Here is an 18313-nt window from a genome sequence, read left to right on the forward strand (position 1 = left end):
CCGCACGGTATCAATCACCACAAGATCGGTCCTTCAGCTCCGGTGCGGCCCCGGGTTGACTGGCGGACGGCAACCTTTCCAAGGAGTTCTCATGATTGTCATCACCGCGCCCACCGGCCAGATCGGCGGGCAGCTCCTCGCCCGCCTGCTGGCCGACGACGAGTCCCTCCGCGTGATCGTCCGCGACGCCGCCCGCCTGCCCGCCGAGGTGCGCGAGCGTGTCGAGATCGTCGAGGGCTCACATCGCGACCCCGACGTGGTCGCCAAGGCGTTCGACGGCGCCGACGCCGTCTTCTGGCTGGTGCCGCCCAACCCCCGCTCCGAGAGTCCCGAGGCCGCCTACGTCGACTTCAGCCGCGCGGCGTGCGAGGCGTTCACGGCCCAGGGGGTCGCGCGGGTTGTCGGCGTCTCCGCTCTCGGCCGGGGTACGGCGGTGGCCGCGCGGGCGGGTCACGTGACGGCGACCCTCGCCCTGGACGACCTGATCGCGAGCACGGGCGTGGCCTACCGGGCGCTGGCGCTGCCGTCGTTCATGGACAACCTGCTGCGGCAGGTCGAACCGATCAGGGACCACGGCGTGTTCGCCTCGCCGGTCTCCGGGGACCTCAGGGCTCCGATCTGCTCGACCGGTGACATCGCCGCGGTCGCCGCGGGACTTCTGCGCGACGGCACCTGGAGCGGTGTCGAGGAGGTCCCGGTGCTCGGCCCGGAGGACCTCTCCCACGACGACATGGCGCGGATCATGTCCGAGGTGCTGGGACGCCCGATCCGTTTCCAGCGGACTCCGGACGAGGAGTTCAGGGCCAGACTGGTCGGGTCCGGGATGTCCGCGACCATGGCCCAGAGCCTGCTGGACATGATGCGGGCCAAGGTCGCCGGTCTCGACAACGGCGTGCCCCGTACCCCGTTGTCGAGCAGTCCCACGAGCTTCCGTCGCTGGTGCGAGGACGTGCTCAGGCCGGCCGTCCTCGCCTGAGCCGTACGGCCCCGCCACGGTTGAGGCACTTTGATCGAAAGCGTCTGAGGCGCCTATGGTGCGGCTATGCGACGCTTGTGGGTAATTGCGCTGTTGATCGTCGGCATCATGGGCGTCGCGGGATGCACGCCCCCCGTGGTCGGGGTGGCCGGGGTCAGCGTCGACGCCGAAGGCCATCCCCTCATCATCCTGGCGTGGTGCGGCGATTCGGCCCCCGAGGGGGTGAGCGTTTCCCACTACGAGGACACCTCCGGTCCGCTGGGCGCGGTGCCCGGCCCGTCGTCGGACGCGACGACCAAGAGCGACGTGACCTTCGTCGCGCCCTCCCTGGAGAGACAGAGCGCGTCGGTCCGGTTGGATGCCCCCGACAACGGCTGGGCGGTGGAGCCGGAACCGTTCGTACTGCGCCCCGGCGTGCTCTACAACGCCTTCGGCCACCGGGGAAGCGGATCCGGCCAGGTCAACATCGGGAGCGTCAGCTTCTCCATGGAGAGCATGGCGAAGCTGAAGCCGGGGCTGATACTGGTCCAGCGCTACGACGACACACGCTCTCCGGCCGAGTGGAACGACGTCGTGATCCCCTACGAGGAGTTCGAACGCGAGGGCCAGGACCCGGACAGATGCCGATGATCACCGTTCCGCCGTACATCCGGATCGTTCAGCCTGCCCCGGCGGAGGCTGTCCGCCGGGGCCAGGTGTGGCTGAAGGTCAGCGGCCCGGGAGGCGTTGGGTGATCTCCTGGAGGAGCCAGCCGTTGCCGTCGGGGTCGGAGAAGGCGGCGAAGGAGCCGTAGCTGGCGCGTTCCGGGTGGAGGCCGGGGATCCGCCCACGCTCACCGGCGTGGTGGAAGGCGCCGGTGGCGTCGTGGAACGGGCCGGAGACGGCGACGCCCTGCCCGGTCAGTTCCTTCAGGGCCTGTTCGAGGTCGGAGACGATCAGGTGGAGCCCCCGGGTCGTGCCGGGCTCCGCCTCGGAGACGCCGTCCCCGAAGATGATCGAGCACGCCGAGCCGGGCGGGGTGACCTGGACGATCCGGTAGCCGTCGTTGATCGGGAAGTCCGCGTCGAGGCGGAACCCCAGTTGGCGGGTGTAGAAGTCCTTGGCGCGGTCGACGTCGGAGACGGGCAGGACGACGACTTCGAGCTTCATGTCCATGGAGGTGACCTCGGGGTTCTAGCGGGTGGCGCGGGCGGCGTCCTCGATGACGTCGGCCACGGTCTTCGGGTGGGAGACGGCGACGGAGTGGGAGGCGCGGACCTCGGTGATGTGCGCGTGGGCGCGCCTCGACATGAACCGCTGGGCCTCGACGGGGATGTTGAGGTCCTGGGTGGCGACGACGCTCCAGACGGGCTTGTTCTGCCAGGCGGCGACCTCGGCCTTCTCCTCAAGGGCGGCCTGGGCGATGGGGCGCTGCGTTGCGGCCATCAGGGCGGCGGTGTCGGCCGGGACGTCGGCGGCGAACTGCTGCCTGAACTTGGCGGTCTTGATGTAGAGGTCGGTTCCGGTGGCGCCGCCGGGCAGGGTGAAGGGGACGGCGTCGAGGGCGTTGGGCAGGGTCGAGCCCGGATACTTGTTCGTCAGCTCCAGGGCGCTCTCACCCGGGGCGGGCAGGAAGGCGGCGACGTAGACGAGGGCCTTGACCTGCGGGTCGTTCGCCCCGGCCGTGCTGATGACCGAGCCGCCGTAGGAGTGCCCGACCAGGATCTTGGGGCCTTCGACGTGGTCGAGGACGCTGCGCAGCGCGGCGGCGTCGCTGGCCGGTCCGCGCAGCGGGTTGGCCGCCGCGATGACGGGATAGCCGTCGCGGCGCAGTTCCTTGATCACGCCGTTCCAGCTCGCGGCGTCGGCGAAGGCGCCGTGCTCAAGCACGATGGTCGGCTTGGCCTGCTTCTCAACAGAGGTGGCCGCGCTCGCGGTTCCGACGACGGCCAGGACGCCGACCGCGACGCCCGCCGTGACCACCGACAGCGCGTTCGCCAGGATCCGCTGCCCACGCACACCCTTGATGTCGGCCATGAGAGTTCCCTTCGAGGAGGTTTGTGCTGTTCCGCCCGGTTGGGCGGCTTCGGCGCCAACTCTCGTCCGGTGGGTGGGTGCCCCACATCCGTCACTTGACGGTCAGAGGCGGGTTACGTCGACCACGGCCTGGGCGAAGGCGGCCGGGGCCTCCTGCGGCACGTTGTGGCCGATACCCCGCAGGGTGCGGTGGTCGTAGGGGCCGGTGAACATGTCCCGGTAGGAGATGCCGTCGCCCGGTGCGGTGAAGGGGTCGCGGTCGGCGTCGAGGGTGACGGTCGGCACCTTGATGACCGGGCGCGCGGCGAGCCGCCTCTCCAGGGCGTCGTAGCGGCGCTCCCCGTCCGCCAGGCTCAGCCGCCAGCGGTAGTTGTGGATCACGATGGCGGCGTAGTCGGGGTTGTCGAAGGCCGCGGCCGTACGTTCGAAGGTGGCGTCGTCGAACTTCCAGGTCGGGGAGACGGTCTCCCAGACGAGCCGGGTCAGTTCGCGGCGCTTCGTCCTGTCCCGCATGGCCGTACGGCCCCGCTCGGTGGCGAAGTAGTACTGGTACCACCAGGCGTACTCGGCCCTGGGCGACAGCGGTTCGAGGTTGGCCTCCAGGTTCGTGACGAGATAGCCGCTCACCGAGACCAGGGCCCGGCACCGCTGCGGCCACAGGGCCGCGATGATGTCGGCGGTCCTCGACCCCCAGTCGAAGCCCGCGAGCACGGCCTTCTCGATCCTGAGAGCGTCCATCAGGGCGACGATGTCGAGGGCGATGGCCGACTGCTGGGCGTTGCGGGCCGTACGGGATGACAGGAAGTGGGTCGTGCCGTGGCCGCGCAGGTAGGGGACGATCACGCGGTGCCCCCGCGCCGCCAGCAGGGGCGCGACCTCGGCGAAACTGTGGATGTCGTACGGCCAGCCGTGCAGGCAGATGACCACGGGGCCGTGTGCGGGGCCGACCTCGGCGTAACCGATGTCGAGCAGACCGGCCCTGACCTGCTTCAACGTGCCGAAGGCGGCCGGTTCCCCGGGGCTTCCCAGGCCCGCGAGTGAGGCGGCGGTCACGCCGAGGACCTTGCCGAAGGTACGCCTGTCGATCATGTCGAGTCCTTACATGGGAGACGGGTGGACCTCCCTCACTGTCATCCCGTGATGATCAAGGCGCATCAGTCATTCGACTCTGCTCAGCGCGTCGCGCAGGGCGGCGCGGGAGGTGATGCCCAGTTTGGGGAAGACGCGGTAGAGATGTGAGCTGACGGTGCGGGGGGAGAGGTGCATCCGTTCGCCGATCTCCTTGTTCGTCAGCCCGGCCGCGGCCAGGTCGGCGATCCGGCGTTCCTGCCAGGTCAGCGTGGTCGGGTAGGCGGGTGAGGCGGGGGCGGCCAGCCCGGCGGCCCGCAGTTCGGCGTGTGCCCGTTCGGCCCATCCCGTGGCGCCGAGCCGGTCGAAGGTCTCCGCGGCGCGGGCCAGGAGGGGGCGGGCCGTCCTCGGCCCCCGGGTGTGCCGGAGCCGGGTGCCGTGGGCGAGGCGGAGCCGGGCCAGCTCGAAGGGGAAGTCGGTCTCCGCGGATCCGCTCTCGGCCTTGCCGTACAGCCTCTCGGCTTCGGTGTCGTCGTCGGCGGTCATCGCCAGGGCGCCGTAGGTGACCAGGGCGAGCCGGGGCGACACCTCGGGCAGGCCGGCGTCGAGCGCTGCCTGGGCGTGCTCGCAGGCCTGCCGTACCCGGCCGGTGTGGACGGCGGCCTCGACCAGGTCGAGCAGGGTGCGCGGGGCCTGGTGCGCGTAGGGCTCGAACGAGCCGGGGGCCGTGATGCCGATGGCGTGCATGTAGGCGGCCTCGTGGTCCCCCTCGCTCAGGGCGGCGGTGGTGCCGATGGCGTCGGCGATCTGGGTCAGGAAGCCGACTCCCCGGGGACGGGCCCAGGCGTCCACGACGGCCTGGAGTTCGCGGGCGTGCTCGGCCTGTCCGCGCAGGGCGGCGAGCAGCCCCAGGTAGGCGCGGGTGTGGTGGGCGAACAGGGTGTATCCGTGCGAGGTGGTCAGTTCGAGCACGCGCTGACCCGTCCGTTCCGCGTCGTCCCACCGGCCGGTCGCCAGCTCGTCGAGCATGATCAGGTGCAGCATGGTCATGCCGTTGGCCATGGCGCCGGTCTCGATCTCGCGGTCCACGGCCCGGCGCAGCCGGGGGCTGTACCGGCTGAGGATGTCGACGTGGTAGGCGGCGACGGCCAGGCGGGAGAGGTCCCACGGCTCCAGGGCGGGGGAGGCGAAGGCCCGCTCGACCCGCTCGTGCACGTCCGCGCCGTGGCGGACGACGTCGCCCCAGGCGTCGCGGTAGATCGCCGAGCGCGGGTCGAGACGGTCGCCGAGGGCCGCCGTCACCTCCTCGGCGCGTCTCCACAGGGTGGCGTCTCCCGAGTACTGGCTGACGGCGAGCAACAGGTTCACCAGCCGGGTGAGCGTCTGGCCGGACCCGAAGTCGGCGTGGGGGTCCTCAAGCACGGCGGTGACCTGGCGGTGCGCCGAGCGCAGGTCGCCGTCCTCGTACATGGCCGCGTAGGCGGTGGTGACGACGGCGGCGGGCGAGGCGGTCCCGTCCGGCGCGGGGCCCGAGTGCGCGAGTTCGCGGGCCTGGTCCAGCAGCGCGGCGTGCCCGGCGATGAAGGCGGCGTCGCCGAGCCGCCGCGACCGGTCCTCGGCGGTCTCGCTCAGCTCCGCCGCCCTGGTCAGCCAGGCGACGGCGGCGACCGCGCCGCCCCGCCTGGTCGCCGAACCGGCGGCGGCCTCAAGGGCGGCGGCCACCTCCTCGTCGGGATCGACCTGCGCGGCGGCGAGGTGGTGGGCCCGCCGTTCGATGTCGTCGTGGTACACCCGGGCCAGCTTGGCGTGGGCCGCGCGCCGCTGGCCGGGCGTCGCCAGCCGCACGATGGTCGAACGGATCAGCGGGTGGCGGAAGACGACCTCCCCGGTCGCCGGGTCGGTGTCCAGCAGGTCGGCCGCCGCCGCCTCGTCCACGTCGCGCATGCGGTGGCGGGCGCCGTACGAGCGGTTCGCGCCGGGCCCGGCCGCGACGCCGTCCAGGGCGCCGAGCAGCAGCTCGGCCCGCACGGCGGCGTCGAGACTTTGGACGCGCGCGCCGTACACGTGCTGGAGTCTGCGCGACAGCGGGACGGGTGCCTCCTCGCCCGGGCCGACGTGGGGCGGCAGTTCGAGCAGGGCCAGCGGGTTGCCCCCGGCCTGGTCCAGGACGGCGCGCCGGGTCCGCGCGTCGAGCGCGGGGTGGCGGGCGTCCAGCAGGTGCTCGGCGTCCCGATCCGTGAGGGCGGGTACGGCGAGCTCGGGGAGGGCGGCGGTGTCGAAGCGCGAGGTGACGTCGGACCGTACGGCGACCAGCATCCGCACCGCGCCGCCCGCCAGCCTGCGCCCGACGAACCCGCACACCTCGATGCTCGACGCGTCCAGCCAGTGACCGTCGTCGAGCGCGAGCAGCAGCGGTCTGTCCGTGGCCGCCAGTGCCAGCAGGTCGAGTACGGCGATGCCGAGCGACATGACCGACGGCGTCTCCCCCTGGCCGGGGCCGAAGACGACGTCGAAGACGGCGCGGTGCCTGTCGTCGAGCCCGGCGAGGTGGGGGAACAGGGGGTAGAGCAGCTGGTGCAGGCCCGCGTAGGGCAGTTCCGCCTCCGCCTCGACCCCGGTGGCCCTGATCACCTGGTGGTGCGGGGCCGCGAGGCCGACGGCGTGGTCGAGCAGGGCGCTCTTGCCGATCCCCGTCTCACCCCTGAGGATGAGGGCCCGCTCCCCGGCGTCCGTCATGAACGTCGAGAGCCGCTCCCGCTCGTCATCCCGGCCAACCATCATGGGGTTCTCCCACTCCTCTCGCCGCACCGGTCGTCTTCGACGAGCTTCGCGGAGTCTAGGAAACACAGTTTGGACTCTCAAGTCCACAAACCGGTGAGGCTCTGTACCTACTGGTATGTACACTGCCTTCGTGAGCACACGAGAGCGTCTTGTCGAGAGCACCCGCGTCCTGCTGTGGGAGCGGGGTTACGTCGGGACCAGCCCGAAGAGCATCCAGCAGTTGGCCGAGGTCGGTCAGGGCAGTATGTACCACCACTTCTCCGGCAAGGAGGAGCTGGCGCGGGCCGCCATCGAGCGCACGGCCGAGGAGATGCGCGCCGGGGTGGAGGCCCTGCTCTCCGGTACGGGCACGGCCCTCGAACGGATCTCGGCCTACCTTCGCCGGGAGCGTGACGTCCTGAAGGGGTGCCCGATCGGCCGGTTGACCCAGGATCCCGACGTGATGGCCACCCCGGCCCTCAGGGAGCCGGTCGAGGAGACCTTCACCTGGTTGCGTGCCCGGCTGGCGAGCGTGCTGGAGGAGGGCGTCGAGGCCGGGGAGCTGAGCCCGGCGGTCGACCCGGTGACCACGGCGTCGGCGATCGTCGCCACGCTCCAGGGGGGATACGTCCTGGCCAGGGCGGCGGACGGCACGGAGCCCTTCGGCCAGGCGATCGAGGGGATTCTCACGCTGCTCGGCGCGCCTGCCGTACGGACCGGGGCGGACGGGCAGGAGGGGCCGCTCAGCCGGGTGGTGGTCATGGACCAGGAGTTGCCCGAGCCGCTGGCCACCCGGCGTGTCGAGGTCCGGCGGATCACCATCGCGCCCAACTACGCCGCGGGGCTGCACATCCACAACGGCCCGGTCTTCGGCAGCATCGAGCGGGGCTCGGTGATCTACCAGATCGAGGGTGGGCCGGAGACCGTGCTCGGGCCGGGGGACGTGTTCCACGAGCCGGAGGGAGTGCGCGTCGCCCGCTTCGACGCGCGGGAGAACGGGGTGACCTTCCTTGGATACTTCCTGCTCACCGAAGGGACGAACGCCGAACTCGTCTTCCCTGAAACCTGACAAATTCCCCGATATCCGGCAATGGTCGGGAAATCCGAGTGGCCCTCGGGGTCGGGTGTAAACCACAAGTGTGAAGGCGCGTGCTTGGCTTTACAGTAATTGTCAGCAATTTGTTCGTCATTTCTGTCAACAGTCGGCGTGCGGCCATGAAATGCAGGTCCGACCTGCGGAATGGCCTCCGCGGGGACCGGCCAACCCTCGAAGGAATGCTCACACGCCGCACTGCTCGTCGCCGTTCAAATACGTAAAGTTACAATCCTCGTCGCCTCGCGATTTGTCACAGCCGTCTGCTACCTTGACCGGGGGGGTTAGCCGAGGGATGCGAGGTGTCGGCACGTGACCGCTCGGGAGGAAGCGCATTTAACGAATGCGCAGCAGGTTGCTGATCTGATTGAACTGCAGATACCCGAGATCGTCCGCACCTACGAGGCCAACCTCCGCTCGGCCGGTAACTCCCTCGTTTACAATTCAGTCTCCCTTGGCCAGGCGTTAACCAACGCGCAGCGCATCATGGCCGACGTCATCGGCAGCCTGCGCGCCGGTCAGGTCGAGGTTGACAATTCCTACAAACTTCTGGCCTGGAATATCGGCACGACCAGAGCCGTGGACGGGGTGCATCCGCGCGAGTCCATCCAGGCCTCCTCGGTGTTCTTCCACACCGCGCTTTCCGTGGTGTTCACCTGCCTGACCCCGGACCCGCAGTCGCTGGAGACCCTCAGGCTGATCAGCCTGGCGTTGGAACGCAGCATCGCCCTGCGCATCCGCGACGCGGTGGCCGCCTACACGGGTCTGCTCCTCAACAGGGTGCACGAGGCGCAGCTCAGCGAACGGCGCAGGATCGCCCGCGACCTCCACGACCGGGTGGGCCACGGCATGAGCGTGACCCATCGCCAGCTTGAGCTCTACACGCTCTACCAGGAGACCCAGCCGGACCGGGCGGCCGTGAAGCTGGCCAACGCCCAGCAGGCGATCCGGGAGTCGATGCACCACCTCCGCGCGGTCACCTCCGACCTCTACACCCGCGAGCCGTTGAAGAGCCTGGAGAAGGCGCTGCTCAACGAGCTGGAGTCGGTGGACGTCAACGAGACGGCGGTCCGGCTCTGGGTGAACGGCGACGAGACCTGGGTTCCGCCCGAGGTTCTCGACGAAGTGTTTCTGATCATTCGAGAAGGCATCCGGAACGCCCTGCGTCACGCCAAGGCCTCGTTGCTCCTGGTGAACGTCGAGATCACACCCGACGAACTCCAGGCGTCCGTGGAGGACGACGGGATCGGACTGCCGTCGGAGCGCCCGGCGAAGGCCGGGGTCGGTCTGTTCTCGATGTGTGAACGCGCTGAACTGCTCGGGGGGCGCCTGCTGGTCAACAGCTGGCTGGGCAGCAGCACCAGAGTGGATCTCTCAGTACCCCTCAAAGGACGACCCCTTGATGATTCCCCACGAAAACAGGGCAGTTGACCATTCGGCCACCGGCTGCACCACCCGCGTCGTCCTGGTCGACGACCACACGCTGGTCCGTGAAGGCGTGCGCGAGATCCTGGAGTCCCAGAGCGACATCGTGGTGGTGAGCGAGGCCGCCAACAGCGGTGACGGAATCGCCCAGGTCGCCCAGCACCGCCCGGACATTGTCCTGCTGGACGTGGAGCTCCCCGGTGGCGAGCCCACCGACACCGTGACCAGGATGCGGGAGCTTTCGCCGTCCTCGCAGATCATCATCCTGTCGATGTACGACGGCCCCCAGCTCCTCAGGAAGCTGATCAACGTCGGTATCCGCGGCTACCTGCTGAAGAGCGTGGACGGCCAGGAGCTCGTCGCGGCGATCCGCAGTGTCCACCGTGGTTCCGACCGGATGGTGCTGGCCGTCTCCAGGGAGAGCCTCGGGCAGTTGCAGAGCAGCGCTGACGACGTGCTCTCCGCCCGGGAACTGGAGATCCTGAAGCTGGTCGCGCAGGCGCTGAGCAACAGCCAGATCTCCACCCGGCTCATGATCACCGAGGCCACCGTCAAGCGTCACCTGCGCAACGTCTTCGTCAAACTGGGCGCGGTCTCCAGAATCGACGCGGTGAACAAGGCCATCGCCGCCTCACTGATCAATCCGCCACACGGTCAGGTCAACCGCCGCCTCAAGACGGGCTGACCATCGGATCGACGGTCAGGGCGGTCAGCGCCTGCTCGGCCTCCGGCGGCAGCTCGATCCGCCGGGCCGAAAGGTTCATCTCCAGGTGCACCCGGTCCCGGGTCCCGGGCAGCGGGAGGATGTCGTCGCCCCGGGAGAGCAGCCAGGCCAGCGCGAGCCTGGCCGGTCCGAGGTTCAGCTCGGCCGCCGTCCCCGCCAGCGCCCTGAGCGTCTCGGCGAACGCTCCGTGCTCGGCCCCGGTGGTGGTCCGGCCGGTCAGCAGACCGCGGGCGAGCGGGCGGCTCGCCGCGACCAGCAGCCCGAGATCGCGGGCGGCCGGGATCAGGTCCAGCTCCGCGCCGCGCTCAAGCAGCGAGTACTCCACGACGACTGAGACGAGCGGATGGGTGGCGTGCGCCCGCAGCAGCCGCTCGCCGTCAACCCCGCCGATCCCGAGCGCGCCCACCTTGCCGGAGGCGACCAGGGAGGCCGCGGCGCCGACGGCCTCCTCGACCGGGATCCGGGAACCGCCCAGGTGCAGGTGGTAGAGGTCGAGGTGCTCGACACCGAGCCGTCGCAGGGTCCGCTCACAGTCCTCGGTCACCCCGGTCGCGTCGGCCGGGCCGTGCGCGGCGATCACGACCTCGTCGCGGCGCCCGGCTATGGCCTGCTCGACGATCCGCTGCACCTCGCCCTCGGAGGTGACGTCCAGCAGCACCACCCCGGAGTCCAGCGCGAACCGTACCAGGCGCAGCGCACGGGCGGGATCGGCCGGGCCGTACGCGCCACCCAGCGGCAGGCAGCCCAGACCCAGGCGCGCGGACATCGCGTGGTCCAGTTTCCCCAACCGCATCCGTCCAGCCCCCCGTCCGATCCGGTGGCCCGGCACCTCGGCTGTGGCGGGCTCGACTGTCAGTTTCACCGGGCCGACCCGGGAGCCCAACCCCTGCCCGCCACCTACCGCCCCTGGGTACCGGAGCCCCGACCCGCGCTCTGCGCCGTCACCGTTCCCGTGACTCATGGCCTGCGGTTACCTTGACGTGAGCCTGTCGCACGACCGGCGCGGGTGTGTCCAGTTACGGAATTCATCATGATCGAGAAGATTGTGGGTCCATCAGTGGTGTCCGTGGACACCCGTGACGTTCTGAACGGCACGCTCTTCCCTGAGGAGGAGGCGGTCGTCGCCAATGCCGTGGCCAAACGGCGGCAGGAGTACACCACCGCGCGGCTCTGCGCCCGGCGCGCCATGGCGCGGCTCGGGCTGCCCGCCTCCCCGGTGCTGTCCGGGCTGCGCGGGGAACCGCTGTGGCCGAGCGGCGTGGTGGGCAGCATCACGCACTGCGCGGGCTACCGTGGCGCGGTGCTCGGGCGGCTGTCCGACGCGGCGTCGATCGGCATCGACGCCGAGCCGAACACCCATCTCACCGAGGGCGTGCTGGACGCGATCTCCCTGGCCGGAGAACGGGTCTGGATCAGGGACCTCGCGGTCAGGGCGCCGGACGTCTGCTGGGACCGGCTGCTGTTCAGCGCCAAGGAGGCCGTCTACAAGGCGTGGTTCCCCCTGGTCAGGTCCTGGCTCGACTTCGACGACGCGCTGATCACGGTCGATCACGTCACCGGGACGTTCACCGCCCGGTTGCTTGTCCCGGGGCCGACTCTGCGGGGGTTCGCGGTGATCGGCTTCACCGGTCGTTGGATGGTGCAAGACGGGCTGATCCTTACTGCGATCGTGGTGGGAACCGGGGACGGGACGAGGCGACCGGCGGGGCTGCTCGGCTGAGCCGGCGTCACCCCAGCGGAGTGGCCAGGACGGTGATGCCGAGCACCAGGTGCGTCGCGTGCTGGGTCCACATGAAGGCGATGTACGGCCGTCGCCGCGCGGCGGACTCACCGCGGGTCAGGCCCTTGCTGGTCACCCCGATCGCGATGGCGCCGACGAGCACGGTCACCACGCACCACAGCAGCCGGGTTGTGTAGAGCTCCACGAGGGTGCCGAAGACCAGCACCACGCCCGCCGCGAGCAGCCGCAGCAGCCGGGTCGCGCGGGGCACCCCGAAGACGATCGGCCAGGTCCGCCGACCTGCGCTGCGGTCACCCTCTATGTCGGGGAACTCCTTGGCCACCGCGCCGACCCCGCCCATCCAGAGCGTCATCATCCCGGCGAAGACCAGCAGCGAACTGTCCGGCCGGTGCCCCCCGGCCAGGAACCCGGCCAGGTAGGTGATCATCCCCCCGGCGAGACCGGTGACGGTACAGCTCCAGTAGGTCTTCTTCAGCGGGAACGGCGGCCCCGAGTAGGCGTAGCCGAGGATCACGTACACCATGGCGAGGGCGCCGGAGGCGAAACCGAGGGCGAAGGAGCAGACCAGCCCGGCCGCCGCGAGCAGGCCGGTCGAGGCCAGCGCGGTCTCCACAGCCAGCCGTCCGTCGGCGATCGGCCGGGTGGAACCGTTCCTGATGTCCTCGGGCAGGTCGGCCACGCCGTTGAAGAGGTAGATCGCGGTGGTGGCCAGGAACCAGCCGAAGGCGCCGAGCGCGATCCGGCCGGGATGCAGGGAGCCGCCGGGGCCACCGAGCAGCGCACCCGCCAGATAGCGGAGCAGGAAGGCGCACTGCACGACGGGGCGGGCCTCACGGAAGCAGTTCCAGGCGGTCTGCCAAGTACGGGTTGCCAATGATTCCCCCTTAGGGGCTCAGGTAGCACCCCCCCTACTCGCCGGTCGGGGGGCCGTGTCTTCTCCGCTCCGATTATGGGGAGTCGCGGCGAAGATGACACAGGGCGCAGGGGAGAAGTGGCCGCAAGGAGAATCGGCAACTACACCTTTCGATACCCCTGCTCATCCCTCCGGTGAGAATGGGCGGACGTCAGTCTCATCACCGTTGTGACGGCCCCATCGGTTCTTTAGCGTTGCCGACGGCCGGGTCATACCGGCCGGCTCCTCGGATCCAACCCTTGTGAAGGGAAACCACCGTGAAGGCTGACCGGTCGTCCCACCGCTACCAGGCTTTCGTCCCCATGGTCCTGCCTGACCGTACCTGGCCGGACAGAACCCTCACGGCCCCTCCCCGCTGGCTCTCGACCGACCTCAGGGACGGCAACCAGGCACTGGTCAACCCGATGACCCCGGCCCGCAAGCTCGCCATGTTCGAACTGCTGGTGGAGATGGGCTACAAGGAGATCGAGGTCGGCTTCCCGGTCGCCAGCCAGGACGAGTACGACTTCGTGCGGATGCTGATCGAGCAGGACCGCATCCCCGACGACGTGCGGATCACCGTCATGTCGCAGGCCCGCGACGAGCTGATCCGGCGCACCGTGGAGAGCCTGCGCGGCGCCCGCAGCGCCGTCGTCCACGTGTACAACGCGACCGCGCCGCTCTTCCGCGACCTCGTCTTCGGGATCGGCCGCCAGGAGTGCGTGGACCTCGCCGTCCAGGGCACCGCCGCGGTGATGCGGTACGGCGAGCGGCTGCTTGGCGACTGCGACCTCGGCTACCAGTACTCGCCCGAGCTGTTCAACGAGACCGAGCCGGACTTCGCGGTCGAGGTCTGCGAGGCCGTGATGGACCTGTGGCAGCCCGGCCCCGGCAGGGAGATCGTGCTGAACTTCCCCGCGACGGTCGAGCGTTCGACGCCCAACGTGTTCGCCGACCAGATCGAGTGGCTGGACCGCAATCTCTCCCGGCCCGAGTACCGCTGCCTGTCGATCCACCCGCACAACGACCGGGGCACCGGGGTCGCCGCCACCGAACTCGCCATGATGGCCGGGGCCAAGCGGGTCGAGGGCTGCCTCTTCGGCGGTGGGGAGCGGGCGGGCAACGTCTGCCTGGTCACCCTGGGGCTGAACATGCTGACCCACGGCATCGACCCGGGCATCGACTTCTCCGACCTCGACCGGGTCCGCCGTACCGTCGAGTACTGCTCGGAGCTCCCGGTCTCCCCCCGGCACCCGTACGGCGGCGACCTGGTGTTCACCGCCTTCTCCGGCTCGCACCAGGACGCCATCAAGAAGGGCTTCGCCGCTCTGGAGGCCGAGGCGGCCGCCGCTGGTCAGAGTGTTCGCGACCGCATGTGGCGCATGCCGTACCTGCCGATCGCCCCGGAGGACGTCGGCCGCAGCTACGAGGCGGTGGTGCGGATCAACAGCCAGTCCGGCAAGGGCGGCGTCGCGTACGTCATGAGCGCCTGGCACGGCCTGGACCTGCCGCGTGACCTGCAGATCGAGTTCGCCCGCACGGTGCAGTCGGTGGCCGACGCCACCGGCGCCGAGATCACCCCCGACCGGATCGGCCGTCTCTTCGAGCAGGAGTACCTCTCGACCGCCGACGAGACCCGGCAGCTCGCCGTCTCCCGGGTGCCGGTGTTCGCGGAGCTGTTCGTGGACGGCGCGGGACCCGCCAGCGCCGACGGGGCGGTCCGCGCCGACGAGATCGCGAGCCTGCGCGAGACCCTCCAGCCGTGGGGTGTGGAGGTGCGCGACGTCCGGCACACCGGCCCGGAGAGCAAGTCCCACGACCCTGAGCGCGAGGCCGCCGTCTACGCCCGCTGCGACTTCGGCGGCGAACCCGTCTGGGGCTTCGGCCGGGGCCCTGACCTGCACGCCGCCGCCTTCTCCGCCGTCCGCGCCGCGGCCGCCCGCGCCAGAGAGACCGCCGTGGAGCTCGCCGAGGCCGTCGAGCGTCACTGACCGTACCGACCAAGGGGATGGAAGAGATGAGCCTGGTTGAGAGAGATGAGCACCTGACCTTCCTGACCGGTCTGCTGGTCGAGGCGGTCGAGGGCAAGGGCAGGATCGCGGTGGTGAGCGGCCCCGCCGCCACCGGCAAGAGCGCGCTGCTTGACGAGTTCGCCGAGCGGGCCCACGAGGCGGGCGCGCTGCCGCTGACCGCGATCGGCGCCACCGAGGAGACCCACCTCCCGCTGGGCGTCATGGGTCAGCTCCTGCTCGGCGCGCCACTGGCCGCCGAGCGGCGCGCGGCAGTCCGCGGCCTGCTCGCCGCAGGAGAAGACGGACGGCGTACGGCGGCGCAGGAGCTGACCGCGCTCCTGCTCGAACTGGCCGAACGGCAGCCGCTCGCCCTGGTGGTCGACGACGTCCAGCACGCCGACGACGACTCGCTCGCGTGCCTGTCCTACCTGACCCGCAGGCTGCGCAGCTCGGGGATCATGGCCGTCTTCGGCCGCGCGGGACGGCCGACCACCCGCGCCGTTGAGTTCCTGCTGGAGCTGCTGCGCCGTCCCAACCACCACAACCTGGTGCTTCCGCTGCTCACCCCGGGCGCCGTCGGTCAGTTGACCGCGGAACGGCTCGGCGGACCCGCGGGGGAGCGGCTCGCCGCCGCGTGCCACCGGGTCAGCGGCGGCAACCCGCTGCTGGTGAACTCCCTGCTGGACGGCCACCTCGCCGCCGTGCGGGCCGCGACCGCCGTCGAGGGCGAGCTGACCGTCGGCGACTCCTACGGGCAGGCGGTGCTCGACCTGCTGCGCCGTGGCGACCCCGGGCTGCTCCCGCTCGCCCAAGGCGTCGCCGTACTCGGCGCCTCGGGTGCGGTCGACCGGCTGCTGGGCCTGGACGGCGCCAAGGTGGCGCGGGGCCTGCGCGAGCTTGAGGCGAGCGGGGTGCTGACCACGGGTGGTTTCCGCCACGAGGTCGCCAGGTCCGCCGTCCTGCTCGACGTGGAGGCCGAGCGCCGGGCCGAACTGCACAAAAGGGCCGCCGCGCTGCTGCACGCGGGCGGGGCGGCGGCCGCCGCGATCGCCGAACACCTGCTGGCCGCGGGACCGGTCGAGGAGCCGTGGGTCGTCCCCGTCCTTGAGGAGGCCGCCACCCTGGCGCTCGCCGAGGGCCGGGTCGGCTCGGCCGTCGAGTATCTGCGGCTGGCCTGCCGGGTGTGCGAGGACGGCCCCCGCCTGGCCCGTATCAGGACGGCGCTGGTCCGCGCCGAGTGGCGGATCAACCCCAGCGCCCCGACCCCGCACCTCGCCGAGCTCACCGACGCCCTGCACCGAGGCCACCTGCGTCCCAGCGACGGCCTGGTGCTCGCCAAGGCCCTGCTGTGGCACGGCCGGTTCGAGGACGCCAGGGACGTGCTGACCGAGCTCCAGCTTGAGAGCGAACTGCACGACCCGGAGACCGCCGCCGAACTGCGCACCACCCGCCCGTGGCTGCGCTGCTGGTACGCGCCGTTCCTGGACTACGTCCCCGAAGCCGAGGAACCGCCGAGGTCGCGTGCCCTCCCGTCAACCGCCGTGAGCTGGCGCCTTGAGGCGGCCACCGCGCTGGACTCCGTACTCAGCCAGGGGCCGTCCGAGCAGGTCGTCGCCGAGGCCGAGCGCATCCTGCGGAGCTCCCGGCTGGACGAGATGGGCATGGACACCGTCGAGTCGGCGCTGCTCGCGCTGACCTACGGCGACCGGGCGGGACGGGCCGCGCCCTGGTGCGACGGCCTGATCGAGGAGGCGATCTCCCGCCAGTCGCCGGGCCGCAGGGCCAGGCTGGCCACGATCAGGGCCGAGATCAGCATCCGGCAGGGCGACCTGCCCGGAGCCGAGCTGCACGCCCGGCAGGCCCTGGAGATCGTCCCGGCCGGTAGCTGGGGGGTGGCGGTCGGCGCCCTGCTCGCCAGCCTGCTCACCGCGCTGACCGCGATGGGCCGCTACGACGAGGCCGCCGACCAGCTCAACCTGCCCGTGCCCGAAGCCATGCTGCAGAGCCGGTACGGCCTGCACTACCTCCAGGCCAGGGGTCAGTACGAGCTGTCCAGCGGTCACCTCGACGCCGCGCTCTCCGACTTCCTGGCCTGCGGCGACCTGATGGGCCGCTGGGGTCTGGACGTGCCCGGTCTCGTCGCCTGGCGTGGCGACGCCGCCGAGGCCATGATCCAGCTCGGTGACCAGGACGAGGCCCGCAGGCTCCTTGAGGAGCAGCTCGGGATGTCCGGCCCCGCCGCGCCCCGCGCCTGGGGCATGGCGATGCGCCAGCTCGCCGCCACCTACGAGCTGCGTCAGCGCCCGGCGCTGCTGCGCAAGTCGGCGGACATCCTCCAGGAGGCCGGTGACCGCTACGAGCTGGCCAGGGCACTGTCCGACCTGGCCAGGGCCTACCACGACCTGGGCGAACTGCGCCGGGCCAGGCTGACCGCCCGCCGCGCCTGGACGCTGGCCACGAAGTGCCAGGCCCAGCCGCTCACCCGGCTGCTCGGCGCGAAGTTCGACTGGAACGGCGCCGAGCCCACGCTTCAGGAGCCGGGCGCCGCCGACGGCATCCTCAGCGACGCCGAGCGCAGGGTCGCCGAACTGGCCGCCCACGGCTACACCAACCGGGAGATCGCCAAGCGGCTCTACGTCACGGTCAGCACGGTCGAACAGCACCTCACCCGCGCCTACCGCAAACTGCACGTCACCTCAAGGGCCGACCTACCTACGGCGATGGCCTCACTGGTCCGGACGGGCTGACCGAGGAGAGCGTCGATGTCGCTCTGGCGATATCGACGCTGTCCACCGGGCGTCTTGAGCGAGGGGATCTTCCCGGTGAGGGACCATCTGTTGACGGTCTTGGGGTCCACGCCGAAGATGTGCGCCACCTCACCGGGGGTGAGGAGCCGTTCCGCGGGGCCGGTGTCATTCTTGTTCACGGTCATGGGGACTTCCTTCAGCAGCTTCGGTGGCACAGCCGGTTTTGGTAGCACAGCCGGTTTCAGTAGCGAAGTCGGTTTCAGCAGGGCAGCCGGTCTCAGTAGCGCAGCCGGTGGAGGATCTCGTCGTGCCGGGCCAGCGCACTGGACAGCCGCCGCAGGCTGGTACGGCCCAGCACATCCCTGGCCCCGGCCTTTCGCTGGTCGGGGCGTAGCGGGTGGCCCATCACCGAGGCAGTCCGGGCAGGTCACGTTCCTCGTACCGCCAGCCCGGATGGGTGCTGATGAGCGCATCAATCACGCGCTGTTCGTACTCGTGGTCGGTCATCGTCGTCTCACTTCGGAAGACGGACAGGAAACTCGCCTCACGCGGGGAGGCCGCGCCGGTTCAGGTGGGGGGTCGTGCTGGTTCAGATGGGGAGGTCTCGCCGGTTCAGATGGGGCGGGTGCCGTTGTCCCACGCGGGGACCGGGTAGAGGGCGGGTGCCCGGCCCCGAGCCGGGGAGCACGGGCCGGGCACCTTGGAGGAGGACCGGCCCCGCGTGTGGGGACGCGGGACCGGTGCGCCAGGCGGCTCCCCCTTCCCCAGCACACCGAGCGCCTCGGTGCGGGAGCCACCTGCGAGGGTGTGCGGCCCAGACCCCTCCTGACTGGGCCGCACGTTCATGGGGTACGGCGGG

General features: G+C 70.7%; 16 protein-coding genes. 8 read left to right on the forward strand and 8 right to left on the reverse strand.

All coding sequences use genetic code 11. The features are described from left to right. Positions 1-91: 91 nt before the first annotated feature. Both FHS44_RS30080 and FHS44_RS30085 read left to right on the forward strand, forming a co-directional pair. A complete protein-coding gene (locus FHS44_RS30080; RefSeq protein ID WP_184720770.1) occupies positions 92-976 on the forward strand; it encodes an NAD(P)H-binding protein in 885 nt (294 codons plus the stop codon). 66 nt (positions 977-1042) lie between these two features. Then, the gene (locus tag FHS44_RS30085) at positions 1043-1606 is read left to right on the forward strand and encodes a hypothetical protein (RefSeq protein ID WP_184720771.1); all 564 of its coding nucleotides are present in this window, start codon (positions 1043-1045) and stop codon (positions 1604-1606) included. Positions 1607-1684: 78 nt separating this feature from the next. On the opposite strand, the gene FHS44_RS30090 is transcribed toward FHS44_RS30085, so the two are convergent. The 4 genes from FHS44_RS30090 to FHS44_RS30105 form a co-directional block, all read right to left on the reverse strand. Then, positions 1685-2125, reverse strand: coding sequence for a VOC family protein (locus tag FHS44_RS30090; protein WP_246436258.1), 441 nt, complete (start codon positions 2123-2125; stop codon positions 1685-1687). Between the two features lie 24 nt (positions 2126-2149). After that, positions 2150-2992, reverse strand: a complete 843-nt coding sequence (locus tag FHS44_RS30095; RefSeq protein WP_184720775.1) for an alpha/beta fold hydrolase — start codon at positions 2990-2992, stop codon at positions 2150-2152. A gap of 102 nt (positions 2993-3094) precedes the next feature. Next, positions 3095-4081, reverse strand: a complete 987-nt coding sequence (locus FHS44_RS30100; RefSeq protein WP_184720777.1) for an alpha/beta fold hydrolase — start codon at positions 4079-4081, stop codon at positions 3095-3097. 69 nt (positions 4082-4150) lie between these two features. Further along, complete coding sequence (locus tag FHS44_RS30105; protein ID WP_221461482.1) at positions 4151-6841, reverse strand: AAA family ATPase; 2691 nt, start codon at positions 6839-6841, stop codon at positions 4151-4153. Positions 6842-6971: 130 nt separating this feature from the next. On the opposite strand from FHS44_RS30105, the gene FHS44_RS40285 reads away from it, so the two are divergent. The 3 genes from FHS44_RS40285 to FHS44_RS30120 all read left to right on the forward strand — a co-directional run bounded on the left by FHS44_RS40285 (position 6972) and on the right by FHS44_RS30120 (position 10023). Then, a complete protein-coding gene (locus FHS44_RS40285; protein ID WP_312863861.1) occupies positions 6972-7889 on the forward strand; it encodes a TetR family transcriptional regulator C-terminal domain-containing protein in 918 nt (305 codons plus the stop codon). Between the two features lie 336 nt (positions 7890-8225). Beyond that, positions 8226-9344, forward strand: a complete 1119-nt coding sequence (locus FHS44_RS41975) for a sensor histidine kinase (protein ID WP_184720779.1) — start codon at positions 8226-8228, stop codon at positions 9342-9344. Then, positions 9316-10023, forward strand: a complete 708-nt coding sequence (locus tag FHS44_RS30120; protein ID WP_184720781.1) for a response regulator — start codon at positions 9316-9318, stop codon at positions 10021-10023. The genes FHS44_RS41975 and FHS44_RS30120 overlap by 29 nt, the downstream gene beginning before the upstream one ends. Here the strand turns inward: FHS44_RS30120 and FHS44_RS30125 are convergent. Next, complete coding sequence (locus FHS44_RS30125; protein WP_184720783.1) at positions 10010-10828, reverse strand: aldo/keto reductase; 819 nt, start codon at positions 10826-10828, stop codon at positions 10010-10012. The two genes, FHS44_RS30120 and FHS44_RS30125, sit on opposite strands and share 14 nt — an antisense overlap. A gap of 264 nt (positions 10829-11092) precedes the next feature. Here FHS44_RS30125 and FHS44_RS30130 point away from each other — a divergent pair, with 264 nt between their 5' ends. After that, a complete protein-coding gene (locus FHS44_RS30130) occupies positions 11093-11782 on the forward strand; it encodes a 4'-phosphopantetheinyl transferase family protein (protein WP_184720785.1) in 690 nt (229 codons plus the stop codon). Between the two features lie 7 nt (positions 11783-11789). Here the strand turns inward: FHS44_RS30130 and FHS44_RS30135 are convergent, their stop codons facing one another. Then, the gene (locus tag FHS44_RS30135) at positions 11790-12677 is read right to left on the reverse strand and encodes a UbiA family prenyltransferase (protein WP_184720787.1); all 888 of its coding nucleotides are present in this window, start codon (positions 12675-12677) and stop codon (positions 11790-11792) included. A gap of 296 nt (positions 12678-12973) precedes the next feature. Here FHS44_RS30135 and FHS44_RS30140 point away from each other — a divergent pair, with 296 nt between their 5' ends. Then, positions 12974-14686, forward strand: a complete 1713-nt coding sequence (locus FHS44_RS30140; protein ID WP_312863862.1) for a 2-isopropylmalate synthase — start codon at positions 12974-12976, stop codon at positions 14684-14686. Between the two features lie 26 nt (positions 14687-14712). Then, the gene (locus FHS44_RS30145; protein ID WP_184720789.1) at positions 14713-17454 is read left to right on the forward strand and encodes a helix-turn-helix transcriptional regulator; all 2742 of its coding nucleotides are present in this window, start codon (positions 14713-14715) and stop codon (positions 17452-17454) included. Here FHS44_RS30145 and FHS44_RS30150 read toward each other — a convergent pair. Both FHS44_RS30150 and FHS44_RS41980 read right to left on the reverse strand, forming a co-directional pair. Beyond that, the gene (locus FHS44_RS30150) at positions 17382-17639 is read right to left on the reverse strand and encodes a BldC family transcriptional regulator (protein WP_184720790.1); all 258 of its coding nucleotides are present in this window, start codon (positions 17637-17639) and stop codon (positions 17382-17384) included. The two genes, FHS44_RS30145 and FHS44_RS30150, sit on opposite strands and share 73 nt — an antisense overlap. Before the next feature lie 92 nt (positions 17640-17731). After that, complete coding sequence (locus FHS44_RS41980; protein ID WP_281401620.1) at positions 17732-17860, reverse strand: hypothetical protein; 129 nt, start codon at positions 17858-17860, stop codon at positions 17732-17734. Positions 17861-18313: the final 453 nt, after the last annotated feature.

Source organism: Streptosporangium saharense (genome assembly GCF_014203715.1).
GTDB lineage: Bacteria > Actinomycetota > Actinomycetes > Streptosporangiales > Streptosporangiaceae > Streptosporangium > Streptosporangium saharense.